This window comes from Thalassolituus sp. LLYu03 (assembly GCF_050507655.1).
Taxonomy (GTDB): Bacteria; Pseudomonadota; Gammaproteobacteria; order Pseudomonadales; family Oceanobacteraceae; genus Venatoribacter.
Window position 1 is genome coordinate 1282808 of sequence record NZ_CP191496.1, and the last position, 12585, is coordinate 1295392.

9 protein-coding genes are annotated in these 12585 nt (G+C 58.0%); 5 read left to right on the forward strand and 4 right to left on the reverse strand.

Annotated features, from left to right (window positions below):
* Position 1: 1 nt before the first annotated feature.
* Genes rsxD through rsxA form a run of 4 tightly spaced genes read right to left on the reverse strand, consistent with a single transcriptional unit; the run spans position 2 to position 4486 of the window.
* Entirely contained in the window at positions 2 to 1051 is a 1050-nt protein-coding gene (rsxD, locus tag ACQUQU_RS05870; RefSeq protein WP_430462320.1) for an electron transport complex subunit RsxD, read from the reverse strand.
* 2 nt (positions 1052 to 1053) lie between these two features.
* Positions 1054 to 3294, reverse strand: a complete 2241-nt coding sequence (rsxC, locus tag ACQUQU_RS05875; protein WP_430462321.1) for an electron transport complex subunit RsxC — start codon at positions 3292 to 3294, stop codon at positions 1054 to 1056.
* The gene (gene rsxB / locus ACQUQU_RS05880) at positions 3291 to 3896 is read right to left on the reverse strand and encodes an electron transport complex subunit RsxB (protein WP_430462322.1); all 606 of its coding nucleotides are present in this window, start codon (positions 3894 to 3896) and stop codon (positions 3291 to 3293) included. The genes rsxC and rsxB overlap by 4 nt, the downstream gene beginning before the upstream one ends.
* Before the next feature lie 8 nt (positions 3897 to 3904).
* On the reverse strand, positions 3905 to 4486 hold the full coding sequence (gene rsxA, locus ACQUQU_RS05885) for an electron transport complex subunit RsxA (protein ID WP_430462323.1): 582 nt from the start codon (positions 4484 to 4486) through the stop codon (positions 3905 to 3907).
* A 511-nt stretch (positions 4487 to 4997) separates the two neighbouring features.
* On the opposite strand from rsxA, the gene ACQUQU_RS05890 reads away from it, so the two are divergent.
* The 5 genes from ACQUQU_RS05890 to ACQUQU_RS05910 all read left to right on the forward strand — a co-directional run bounded on the left by ACQUQU_RS05890 (position 4998) and on the right by ACQUQU_RS05910 (position 12581).
* Positions 4998 to 7226, forward strand: a complete 2229-nt coding sequence (locus ACQUQU_RS05890; RefSeq protein WP_430462324.1) for an ABC transporter substrate-binding protein — start codon at positions 4998 to 5000, stop codon at positions 7224 to 7226.
* Between the two features lie 9 nt (positions 7227 to 7235).
* Positions 7236 to 8213, forward strand: coding sequence for an ABC transporter permease (locus tag ACQUQU_RS05895; protein WP_430462325.1), 978 nt, complete (start codon positions 7236 to 7238; stop codon positions 8211 to 8213).
* Positions 8210 to 9598: an ABC transporter permease gene (locus tag ACQUQU_RS05900; protein ID WP_430462326.1), complete on the forward strand. Its 1389-nt coding sequence runs from the start codon at positions 8210 to 8212 to the stop codon at positions 9596 to 9598. Before ACQUQU_RS05895 ends, ACQUQU_RS05900 begins: the two co-directional genes overlap by 4 nt.
* A 9-nt stretch (positions 9599 to 9607) precedes the next feature.
* The gene (locus ACQUQU_RS05905) at positions 9608 to 11236 is read left to right on the forward strand and encodes an ABC transporter ATP-binding protein (protein WP_430462327.1); all 1629 of its coding nucleotides are present in this window, start codon (positions 9608 to 9610) and stop codon (positions 11234 to 11236) included.
* An 88-nt stretch (positions 11237 to 11324) separates the two neighbouring features.
* Positions 11325 to 12581, forward strand: coding sequence for a hypothetical protein (locus ACQUQU_RS05910; protein ID WP_430462328.1), 1257 nt, complete (start codon positions 11325 to 11327; stop codon positions 12579 to 12581).
* Positions 12582 to 12585: the final 4 nt, after the last annotated feature.

Here is a 12585-nt window from a genome sequence, read left to right on the forward strand (position 1 = left end):
CTTATTTCTTTTCCGGCATGCCGCGCTTGGCTTTGGCATGACCGTAGGTGCGCGGCTGGGTGTAGGCGTCGATAAACGGCGCCGCAAAATTCATCAGCAGTACAGCGAACGCCACCGCATCCGGATAGGCACCAAAGGTACGGATCAGGTACAGCAGAATGCCGATGCCCGCGCCGTAAATCAGTTTTCCGGTGGGTGTTGTTGAGGCGGTGACCGGGTCGGTGGCAATAAAGAACGCACCCAGCATGGTTGCGCCACTGAGCAGATGCAGGCTCAGCGGGGTGTACATGTCTTCATCCCAGCCGATGGTCAGCGAGCACAGGCTCAGTGCGACCAGCATGGCGACCGGAATGTGCCAGGTAATGATGCGGCGCCAGATCAGAAACAGACCACCTGCCAGATAGGCGAGGTTCACCCATTCCCAGCCGCCGTTCAGCCAGCCATTAAATGTGACTTCTTTCAGCACGTCGTCAGAGGTGCCTTTGCCGATCAGATGCTTGTACGCATCCAGCGGCGTGGCGCCGGAGTAACCGTCCACCAGATGGGAAGCTCCGGTAAAAATCACCTGCAGTGTGTCGACAAAGCTCAGTGTGGACTGACCGGACATCTGGCCGGACAGTGCCCAGCTGGTGGTCATCTGCACCGGAAATGACACCAGCACCAACGCGTAGCCGACCATGGCCGGGTTAAACGGGTTGTTGCCCATGCCGCCGTACAGTTGTTTGGCGAAAATCACGGCAAAAGCCGTGGCCACCAGAGTTACCCAGAAGGGGGCAAAGGGCGGCAGCGCCAGACCGAGCAGAACGCCGGTGACGATGGCGGAATAATCTTTCAGGAAAAATCCGACTGGGCGTTTGCGCAGCAGCAGAATGACCGCTTCGCTGGCCATGGCCACCAGAGAAGCGAAGATCACATTGATCAGCGTGCCCCAGCCGAAAAAGCCGGTAATCACCAGCAGGCCGGGCAGGGCCGCCAGTGCCACGGTGGCCATCACCCGGCTGGTGCTGTTCGGGCCGTGCGCGTGTGGAGAAGATAAGGTCAGCAAACCCATGTTCAATTCGCCCCGTTGTTAGCGCTGGCCTGTGCGGCGGCCAGTTCCTGCTGCAGCTGTTGCAGCTTATCCAGTTGTTTCTGTACGCCGAGCGCCAGTGCATCGACTGTGTCTAAGCCTTCGGCTTTGGCCATGTCGTGGCGTTCCTGCATTTTCGCTACGCGATCCTGCTGGGCCAGAATTTTCTTGTTGATACCATCGATCAGCGCGGCCTGTTCGTCGGCTGACAGAGCGGGTGCGGCCGGGGCATCACCATTAACGGCCGCGTCATACGCCGCTTTGGCTTCGTCGACGCGGGCCTGTTGTTTGTCGATGCCATCCTGCAGCGCTGCTACTGTATCCAGACCCTCGGCTTTGGCCTGCTCCAAACGCGCCAGTGCCGTGTCGAGGCGGGCCTGAGCGGTTTCCCATTTCCGTTTCAGACGTTCCGGACTGTTCGGATCGCCTTTGTCGGTCGCGGTCAGTGGCGCTTCGCCGGCGGCAGGCACCGGTGCTTCCGCAGCGGCCTTGGCGGCTTTTTTGGCAGCGGCAATCTGCTTGGCCAGCTCTTTGATTTTGTCCTGAGTTTTGGCGATCGCGGCTTCAAACACCGGTATTTTATCGGCCATGGACTCATCGGCGCGGGCGGCTTCGAGCTTTTCTTTGCTCTTGGCCTGAGCGCTTTGCGCGGCGTCGAGCTGCTTCATCAGCTTTTCAAGCTCAGCATCCGCCGCCGCTGGTGCGGCGGTTGCGCTGGTATCGGCGGCAGCAGCCGGTTTGGCGGTCTGTGCGGCCGCAGCGGCTTCCGCGCGCGCCTTGCGTTTGGCTTCTTTCTCTTCGGCTTCGCGCTCCTGGCGGGCCTGACGTTCTTCAAAGCGCAGACGGGCTTTTTCGGACTTGGCCTGAGCTGCCCGTTCTTCGCGGATGGCGCCTTTGGCGAAGCGGTAGTACTGCACCAGCGGGATTTCGCTTGGGCACACATAAGAGCAGGCGCCACACTCGATGCAGTCGAAAATGTTGTGCTGTTCGGCTTTGTTGAATTCCTGGCTCTTACTGAACCAGTACAGCTGTTGTGGCAGCAGTTCCATCGGACACGCCTGCGCGCACATGCCGCAGCGGATGCAGGCCATGGCGACGTCGTTGGCCGGCAGTTCTTTCTCGCTCGGGGCCAGCAGGCAGTTGCTGGTTTTGGTCAGCGGCAGATCCAGCGACGGCAGGGCAAAACCCATCATAGGGCCGCCCATGATCACGCGTTCGCGCTTCTGCGGCTGGTAACCGGCCTGAGCCAGCAGATGGTTCACCGGCGTGCCGAGCAGAACGTCGAAGTTACCAGGCGTGCGCACCGCATCACCGGTAACGGTAGCGATACGGGAAATCAGCGGTTCACCAAACTCGACCGCGCGATAAATCGCGGCCGTGGTGCCCACGTTCTGACAAACGATGCCCAGCGACGCCGGAATACCACCGGCCGGGACTTCTTCGCCGGTCAAAATTTTGATCAGCTGTTTTTCGCCACCGGACGGATACTTGGTCGGGATGGCGACCACGTCGATGTGGTGCTGCTCGTTGATCTCGACTAAAGCCTGATTCAGCGCGGCCACGGCTTCCGGCTTGTTGTCTTCAATCCCGATCAGACAGCGCTTGGCGCCGACAATGTGCAGCAGAATCTGGGCGCCTTTCACCACGTCGGCCGCGCGTTCACGCATCAGCATGTCGTCGGCGGTGATGTAGGGTTCGCACTCGGCGCCGTTAAGAATCAGGGTGTGAATGTCGCTCTTGCCCTTGTTCAGCTTCACCGCGGTGGGGAAACCGGCGCCGCCCATACCAGCGATGCCGCAGTTGCGGATGTGCTCGGTCAGCTGGCGCGGGCTGATGTCGTCCAGATGGGCAACACCCAGCTGGGCGCACAGGCCTTTGTGTTCAACCCATTCATCGGCGCCGTCGGGGCGGATAACAATACAGTCGGCCTGCAGGCCGGAGGCGTGCGGTACATTACGTGGCTCAACGGCAACCACGGTGCCGGAAGTCGGCGCGTGTACCGGCACACTGACGAAACCATCAGCTTCGGCAATCATCTGGCCTTTCAGTACGCGTTCACCGGCGGCGACTAACGGCTTGGCCGCGGCGCCAATGTGCTGATGCAGTGGCAGCACCAGCTCGTCCGGCATGCTGGACTGACGGATGGGCGTGCGGGTCGATTGTTCTTTGTTTTCCGCCGGGTGAATGCCGCCATTAAAGGTGTGCAGGCGAATCATGTTGGTCATGCGGCGTCTCCGGCCAGATGTTGACGGTCGGTGGCAATCAGTTCGACGCCTGAGGTCGGCGCCTGCCAGTACCAGGTGGTGGTGTCCACCCCCACCGGGCGCATCTCAATGCAGTCGACCGGGCAGGGTTCCACGCACAGGTCGCAGCCGGTGCATTCATCGACAATCACGGTGTGCATCTGCTTGGCGGCACCGAGAATGGCGTCCACCGGACAGGCCTGGATGCATTTGGTGCAGCCGATGCATTCGTCTTCGCGGATATACGCCACCATAGGGCCGGCTTTTTCAGCGCCGTGTTCGGCGTCCAGCGGCTCGGGCTCTACACCCAGCAGGTCGGCCAGTGACTGAATCGTGCTTTCGCCGCCCGGAGGGCACTTGTTGATTTTCTCGCCGCCCGCAATGGCTTCGGCGTAAGGCTTGCAGCCGGGGAAGCCACACTGACCGCACTGGGTCTGCGGCAGCAGATTGTTGATCTGGTCAACGATGGGGTTGCCTTCCACTTTGAAGCGGATAGCAGCAAAGCCCAGCAGGCCGCCGAAAATAACGGCCAGCAGAGCCAGTACGCCAACGGCAATCAGGATGGTCCAGAGAACGGCAGACATGGAAACTCCTAAATACTCACCAGACCGGTAAAACCAAGGAAGGCCAGCGACATCAGGCCGGCGGTCAGCAGAGCAATGGCAGAACCCTGAAACGGTTTCGGTACATCGGCCACCGCCAGACGTTCACGCAGGGCGGCGAACAGCACCATCACCAGCGAGAAACCCACGGCGGCGCCAAAGCCATACAGAGCGGACTCGGCCAGGTTGTTGTCGCGCTTGATGTTCAGCAGCGCCACACCCAGCACGGCGCAGTTGGTGGTGATCAGCGGCAGGAAGATGCCCAGTACGCGGTACAGCACCGGGCTGGTTTTGCGGATGGCCATTTCGGTGAAACCCACCACCACGGCAATCACCATAATAAAGCTGATGGTTTTCAGGTAGGTGAGGTCAAGGGGCACCAGAATCAGGTTGTACACCAGATAACTGCACACCGACGCCAGCGTCAGTACGAAGGTGGTCGCCGCGCCCATGCCAATGGCGGTTTCCAGCTTGTTGGACACGCCCATAAACGGACACAGACCCAGAAACTGCACCATCACAAAGTTGTTTACCAGAATGGTGCTTACCAGAATCAGCAGATAGTCGGTCATCGATGGCTCCGCAGCACAGCCAGCTCAGCAAAGAACCCGGTCGCTGAGCGGAAATAAAATTGGGCGCGCATTATCCCAAATCCGGGTTATTTCCCACAAGAAGGTATCTTTCGGTTTTAATCACGCTTTGGAATAAGCTTAGTGATTGTTACATCAGTCTTTATCAGCGTGGCGCTGTTGTCTGGCGTATCTGCGCCCGTCAACGGTTCCGGCAAGCATAGACCTGCGCAGAAACGCCGCGATGATGCGGATCAAGAATATAACCATATGCGTAATTGGCAATTTATAGCCGTGCTGACATGACGGGGTGGGGCGCCATTGCTGATGCTTTTTTGCACACAATCGTCGTCTGTGTTGTCTGTTGGCTGGCGCTAAGTTGGCCACACAGGGAAGAGCCCCTTGCAGGGGCGGGAAATGTTGGCAAACTCTGGGGTCAGAGCGACCAGTGTCCTGCGGTTGACATGCAGTGATCAGAAAAAGAACAACGGCAAAAGCTCAAGGGGAAGTGCAGATGACAAAAACGCCACGCCAGTGGTTCAGGGAAAAGGCTGTGCGCCGTTTTTCCACCGTGGTCGTGTTGCTGATGACCGGGCTGCTCAGCGCCTGCGACAGCACGACGGCACTCTGGAATGATCCACACCCGGCGTCGGAAGACGGCCAGAATATTATTTATTCTTCGTTTTCTGAGCGGCCCAAGCATCTCGATCCGGCCCGTTCTTACAGCTCCGACGAAGGGCGCTTTATCGATCAGATTTACGACGCCCCCCTGACCTATGCGTATCTGAAACGCCCTTATGAATTAATTCCCAACACACTGACGCGCATGCCGGATATCCGCTACACCGACGCGCAGGGGCGGGAGGTGGCCGAAAATTCACCGGCGCAGGCTTTCAGTACCTATGAGTTTGAATTGCTGCCGGGTATCCGTTATCAGCCGCATCCGGCGTTTGCCCGGACCGGCGACGGCGATTTTGTCTACCGTTTTCAGAGCGCCGCAGATGCCGCGCCGTATCATACGCTGGCGGATTTTAAGCAAACCGGTACCCGTGAACTGACCGCAGACGATTACCTGTATCAGATCAAACGTCTGGCCGACCCGTCGCTGTTGTCGCCGGTGCGCGGCATTCTGGCGGAATACATTGTCGGCATGGATGAATTTTCAGCCGCGGTCAGCGATGCCCGCAAAGCGCTGAAAAAAGGCGAGTGGCTGGATCTGCGGCCAATGACCTTCGACGGCATTCAGGCCAGCGACGACCGGCATTTTTCGATTCGCCTGAAAGGCAAATACCCACAGTTTGCTTACTGGCTGGCGTTTCATTTTTTTGCGCCCATGCCGTGGGAAGCGGATGTGTTTTATCACCAGCCGGGCATGGCGGAACGCAACATCGTGCTCAACTGGTACCCGGTCGGTACCGGTCCCTTCATGATGACCCGCAACGATCCGAACGAGGTCATTATTCTCGAACGCAATCCGAATTACCGTGACGATTTCTACCCCTCAGAAGGTGCGCCCGGTGATGCCGAAGCAGGCCTTCTGGCCGATGCCGGTAAACGCCTGCCGCTGCTCGATAAAGCCGTGTACCGGCTGGAAAAAGAAGCCATTCCGCTGTGGACCAAATTCCTGCAGGGGTATTACGACCGCTCGGGTATTGCCAGTGATAACTTCGATCAGGCGGTGCGTATCGGCGCCGACGGTGTCGGCCTCAGCGACGATATGGTCGAGCGCGGTGTGACGCTGGAAAAAGAAATTGTGCTGGGTACCTATTATTTCGGTTTTAACATGCTCGACCCAGTGGTGGGGGATGTCGGTACCAGGGCCGAGCGCGAGCGTAAACGCAAATTACGTCAGGCGATTGCCATTGCCTACGACCAGCACGAAATGATCAATATTTTTACCAACGGTCGTGGTGAAGTAGCGCAGGGGCCGATTCCGCCGGGAATCTTCGGTTACCAGAGCGGTGCCGATGGCATTAACCCCTGGGTGTTCGACTGGGTTGACGGAAAACCGGTGCGCAAATCACTGGACGTCGCCCGTCAGTTGCTGAAAGAAGCGGGCTACCCCGATGGCCGCAATGTGAAAACCGGTGAGCCTCTGGTATTGAATCTGGATACCACAGGCGGTGGCCCGGGCTCTGGTGCCATGCAGAACTGGATGATCAAACAATTCAAGAAACTGAATATTCAGCTCAATATCCGCGGCTCGGATTACAACCGCTTTAAAGAAAAGATGGAGCACGGCAATGCGCAGATGTTCCAGTGGGGCTGGCTGGCCGATTATCCGGATGCCGAGAACTTCCTGTTTTTACTGTACGGCCCGAACGGTCAGGTGGTGTCCGGTGGCAGTGGTGTGAATTCGTCGAATTACAACAACGCCGAATACAACCGTTTATTCGAAAAAATGAAGCTGATGGAAAATACCCCGGAACGGATGCGCATCATCCGCCGCATGCTGAGCATAGTGCAGCAGGACACGCCGTGGGCTTCGGCCTGGCATCCGCATTCCTATGTGCTGAATAATTACTGGGTGCACAACACCAAGGCGCATGGCATCAGCAAGGCGGTGCTCAAATATTACGCCATTGATCAGGAAGAACGGGCACAGGCGCAGGCGCGCTGGAATAAACCCGTGGTGTGGCCTTTGCTGCTGGTGGCGCTGGCTCTTGCCTTGCTGGCGATTCCCGGTGTGGCCGCGTTCCGGGCGCGTCAGCAACGCCGTATTTACCCGGCCGACAAGGCGTAAGGAGTTCAGATGCTGGCTTATATTATTCGTCGTCTGGCCTACGCCATACCGATTCTGATCGGTGTGAATCTGCTGACGTTTGCGCTGTTTTTTGTGGTCAATACACCGGATCAGATGGCCCGCGTGCAGCTGGGCGATAAGCACAGATCACCGGAAGCGGTTGAGCAGTGGAAGGCCCAGCGGGGCTATGACAAACCCTTGTTCATCAACCGGGCGGAAGACAGTAAGGGATTGCTCACTGACACCATTTTCTATCAGAAATCCCTCAGTCTGTTTGTGTTTGATTTTGGTAAGTCCGATGAAGGGCGGGTAATCGGCGCGGATATTTCTCAGCGCATGTGGCCGTCGCTGGCGCTGGCGCTGCCGAGTTTTATTGTCGGTATCGCGGTGAATATCACGTTTGCGCTCTTTATTGTGATGTTCCGTGCCAGCGTGTTCGATACCGCCGCCATGATTTTCTGCGTGGCGCTGATGTCGATTTCCGGTGTGTTTTACATTTTTGCCGGCCAGTTTTTCTTCGCCAAGCTCTGGCATCTGGTGCCTATTTCCGGCTACCTGCCCGGGGTGGACGCCTGGCGCTTTCTGGTACTGCCGGTGATTATTGGCGTGGTATCCGGCATTGGCGGCGGTACCCGTCTGTACCGCAGTCTGTTTCTTGAGGAAGCCGCCAAAGATTACGTGCGCACCGCGCGCGCCAAAGGGGTGTCCGAATTGTCTGTGCTGTTCCGCCATATTCTGCCCAACGGCCTGATTCCGATTCTGACCAGTGTGGTGGTGGTGATTCCCTCGCTGTTTATGGGCAGTCTGCTGATGGAGTCGTTCTTCGGTATTCCTGGCCTTGGCAGTTATACGCTGGATGCGATTCAGGCGCAGGATTTCGCCATTGTGCGCAGCATGGTGTTTCTGGGTTCGGTGCTTTATATCCTGGGATTAATCCTGACCGATATTTCCTACACGCTGGTGGATCCGAGGGTGCGTTTATCATGATGGCTGATGTATTCATGCTGAAACCCGTCGTGCTCTGGAGCGACGTACTGATTTTTGTGCTGGTTGCAGCGCTGGCTGCTTTTTTCTGGCAGCTGCGTGCGAATCCGGTGGCAGCGGCCCGCTGGGCTCAGGTATTCCGCAGCCGCGCCGGACTGTCGGCGTTTGTGGTGATTCTGTTTTACGTCATGATTGCCTTGCTCGATTCCCTGCATTACCGCACGCCGCTGGCCCAAACCGAGGGCTCTGAAGAGATTCACTACAGTCAGGACGTGCACAGTGTGCTCGATTGGGTGTTGAGTGACCTGACCGCCAAAGACGAAAAAACCTATTCCAGTCCGTTTTCTCTGTACTCGTTTGCCAAAGAAAATATGCAGGATGAAAGCGGCAACGTGTACCGCGACTTTCCGCGTCTGCAGAATGCCGGCAGTCATCTGGCGGAAGAAGCGCACCACAATACCGATATTGCCCAGCGGACGTTCCGGGCGGTGCTTGCCGGTGTGCTGCTCAGCGCTGTGCTGATTGCCCTGCATCAGGTGTTTCTGCGCGTGCGGCAGGCGCAGCCGGCGGCGACACGGGTGCCCTGGTGGAGCGCCTACATCACGCTGTCTTTATTGCTGGTGGCCAGTGCCCTGATGCTGAAGCTGAGCGAGGTTTATCATGTGTTCGGCACCGATCAGGTGGGTAAAGATGTGCTGTATCAGAGCATCAAAGCCGTGCGTACCGGGGTATTAATCGGCACGCTGGCAACCCTGCTGACGTTACCGATTGCCATTATTCTGGGCATCAGCGCCGGCTATTTTAAAGGCTGGGTCGACGATGTAGTGCAGTACATTTACACCACGTTAAGTTCGATTCCAGGCATCCTGCTGATTGCGGCGTCTGTGCTGCTGATCGATGTGTACATCGAAACCCATCCTGAGGATTTTAATCTGGTGGCCTACAGAGCCGATTTTAAATTCCTCGCCCTGTGTTTCATTCTGGGCATGACCAGCTGGACCGGTCTGTGCCGTTTGCTGCGTGCTGAAACCCTGAAAGTCAGCCAGCTCGATTACGTACAGGCAGCGCACGCGTTCGGCGTCAGCCATATGCGCATTATTTTCCGCCATATTCTGCCCAACGTAACGCACATTATTCTAATTACTCTGGTGCTGGATTTCAGTGGTTTTGTGCTGGCCGAAGCCGTGCTGTCGTACATCGGCGTGGGGGTTGATGCGTCCATGAACAGCTGGGGCAATATGATCAACGAAGCCCGTGGCGAATTATCACGCGACCCTGTGGTCTGGTGGTCGGTGAGTGCTGCCTTCGTCATGATGTTTGTGCTGGTGCTGGCCGCCAATATTTTCTCGGACCGGGTGCGGGACGCACTTGATCCCCGTTCACGCTGAGGCCCGGATATGTCTGAATCCCAGGTATTGTTACAGGTACGCGATCTGCAGATTGATCTGTTGCCCGGCCGCCATCAGCCAGCCCGTCAAGGTCTGGTGAACGGCATCAGCTTTGATGTGCACGCCGGTGAAATTCTGGCTCTGGTCGGTGAGAGTGGTTCGGGAAAATCCCTCACCTCGCTGGCGATTATGCGTCTGCTGCCCGATGCGTTGGCCATTTCCGCAGGGCAGGTGGTGCTGGCTGGTGATGATCTGTTTGCGCTGAGCGAAGAGGGCATGAACCGGGTCCGTGGCCGGCGGGTTGCCATGGTCTTTCAGGAGCCGCAAAGCTCGCTGAATCCGGTGCAGACCATTGGCGCCCAGATTGCCGAATCCCTGCGTCTGCATCAGGCCCTCAGTGGCCGTGAGCGTCAGCAGAAGGTGATCAGCCTGTTGCAGGAGGTGGGCATTCCCGAGCCGGAGCAGCGCATCGACTGGTATCCGCATCAGTTATCCGGTGGTCAGAAACAGCGGGTGATGATCGCCATGGCGCTGGCCTGCGAACCGCAACTGCTGATTGCCGATGAACCGACCACCGCGCTGGATGTGACCATTCAGAAACAGATTCTGCAGCTGCTCGACCATCTGCGTAAAACCCGTGCGCTGGGCATTCTTTTGATTACCCACGACATGGGCGTGGTCGCCGAGATGGCCGACCGCGTGGCGGTGATGCGCCATGGCGATATTCTGGAACAGGCGCCAGCGCAAACGTTCTTCGAAGCGCCGGCGCACGAATACAGCCGCATGCTGATTCACTCATTGCCCGACCGGAACCGGTTTTTGGCAGCGCCACAACCGGCGCCTTTGCTTGAATTGCGCGATGTGCGGGTCTGGTTTGCAAGGCGCAAAGGCTTGTTGCAGCGCGTCAGCGGCTACACCAAAGCGGTGGATGGCATCAGCCTGCAGATTGGCCGGGGCGAAACGCTGGCTTTGGTTGGCGAAAGTGGTTCCGGTAAAACCACCGCCGGTCGCGCCGTGCTGGCGCTGGAGCCGCTGAGCGGTGGCGAAATTTATTTCGCCGGGCAGCGCATCGACGGTTTATCGCGCGCGCAGTTTCATCCGCTGCGGTCAAAAATTCAGGTGATTTTTCAGGATCCGTTTTCGTCCATGAATCCGCGTCTCAGTGTGCGCGAAATTCTGGCCGAAGGCATGGAGGCGCTGGGCGTCGGGCCGGATGCCAACGTGCGCGAAAGCAAACTCAAAGCCTTGCTGGCCAGGGTGGGACTTGAGCCTGAACACCTTGATCGTTTTCCGCATGAGTTTTCCGGCGGTCAGCGCCAGCGTCTGGCCATTGCCCGCGCCATTGCTGTGGAGCCGGAACTGATTATCTGTGACGAACCGACCAGCGCGCTGGATGTGTCGATCCGGCTGCAGGTGCTCGATCTGCTGCGCGAACTGCAGCAGGACATGGGGCTTTCGTATCTGTTCATCACCCACGACCTGTCCATCATTCCGCACATCGCTCACCGGATTGCGGTGATGAAAGACGGCGTACTGGTGGAGCAGGGCGACACCCGCAGCATCATGCAGTCGCCGGCCCAGCCGTATACGCAGGCGTTGCTGAGTGCGGTGCCGGAGTTACATAAGCGCCCGGCCTGAGCCTGTTGAATGCCAAAGGCGCGTCCGCTTCCGTGGGCTGAACTACACTGAGTGCAACTCGTGACGTGAGCCCCGGATACGGACCCCGATGCATAAACGTTCTCACTTCGCCCTGACCGGCATACTGCTGTTGTCGTCGCTCAGTTTGCCGCTGACCCCGGTGCTGTGGGCGGCGGAAAAATCCGTTGTGCTTAATACCTCAGTGGCGTCGCCGTATCAGGTCGAGGTCAACGGTGAGCTGTCCGGTATGTCGGTCGATATCCTGCAGTGTGTGTTCGCCGCCATGGACAAGCCCTTTGAGGTGCAGCTTCTGCCCTGGGCCCGCGCCGTTGAAGATCTGCGCAGTCAGAGTACCGACGGTATTTTTACCGCCATGCCCGCATCCGAGCTCGATCACCGGGCGTCACTGTCGTATCCCTTTGCGCTGGAAAAGTGGTACTGGTACGGCGACGGCGCCAATCATAAGGGGCAGCGCATTGTCGGCGGCATCCGCTCCAGTAATCAGGTGACCTGGCTCGAAAACAGTGGCGATCATGTCGATGTGCTGGTGAACAGTCTGGATCAGCTGGTGAAGCTGCTGCAGACCGGTCGTATCAATACCTTGCTGGCCGACGAACGCACCATGCATGAGCAGCTGCTGGAACTGGGGCTGCCGGACACGGCCTTTCCCAAAGTCTTTTCGCGCTACATGCCGCTCGGCATTTATTTTTCCAATCGCTTTCTCAATGAGCGCCCCGGTTTTCTGACCGACTTTAACCAGCACATGAAGAACTGCGCCCCCGATGCTCTGGCTCTCACCGAACATGAACGGGGCAGGCTGAACGAGCTGGTGCGCGAGCAAATCATGCCACTGTTAGCCGATCTGCCCATTCTGAAGACGCTGAACGAAGCCAATAAAGTTCAGCAGGGCTGGCACGAAGACCGCATTCATACGCTGGATCAGCGTTGGATAACAGAAGCGGCAAAGGGCGGTGGCGCGCTGATTGAGTCGGTCAGCAATCAACCCTTGTCGGAGCAGTTACGGCGCAAGCAACTGGCCAGTCATGGTTTGCTCGGTGAGGTCTTTCTGGTGTCGGCCCGTGGGGTCAATGCGGCCCAGAGTCAGCCCACCTCCGACTACTATCAGGCCGATGAGGCCTTCTTTGACGAGGCTTTCCACTACCCGGGAAAAGTGTACGTCGGGCCTATTCAATACGACGTGTCATCGCATCGTTTTCAGGTCAAGGTGGCCTGGGCGGTGCGCGACAGCGACGGCGTGCGCGGTGTCATGGCCATCGGCCTGAATGTGGAAGAAGCCCTGCGTGAAATGGACGGCAAGCACAACCACGAACCTGTACTGCCTTAATCCC